Annotated in this window: 1 protein-coding gene; it reads left to right on the forward strand. The window is 55.8% G+C overall.

Translation table 11 applies throughout. The features are described from left to right. On the forward strand, positions 1–457 hold a 457-nt coding region (locus ACTHUR_RS20460), incomplete at both ends, for a DEAD/DEAH box helicase (protein WP_440400630.1).

The following is a 457-nucleotide window of genomic DNA, read 5'->3' on the forward strand; positions in this document are numbered from 1 at the left end:
GATTAAAGATTTGACGCAGGCGAAGCCGATGGACCGCCTCGTGTGCGGCGATGTCGGCTTCGGCAAAACCGAAGTCGCCCTGCGCGCCGCGTTTGTGGCGGTGATGGGCGGCAAACAGGTCGCCGTACTCGCCCCAACCACGCTTTTGGTCGAGCAGCACGCGCAAAACTTCGCCGACCGCTTCGCCGATTTCCCCGTGAAAGTCGCCAGCCTTTCACGTTTCAACAACAGCAAAGCCACCAAAGCCGCGCTGGAAGGCATGGCGGACGGTACGGTCGATATTGTTATCGGCACGCACAAATTGGTTCAAGACGACATCAAATTTAAAAACTTAGGTTTAGTGATTATCGATGAAGAACATCGTTTCGGCGTGCGCCAAAAAGAGCAGCTCAAACGTCTGCGCGCCAACGTAGACATACTTACCATGACCGCCACACCGATTCCACGCACCCTCAGC

The organism is Neisseria sp. P0021.S007, assembly GCF_051956855.1.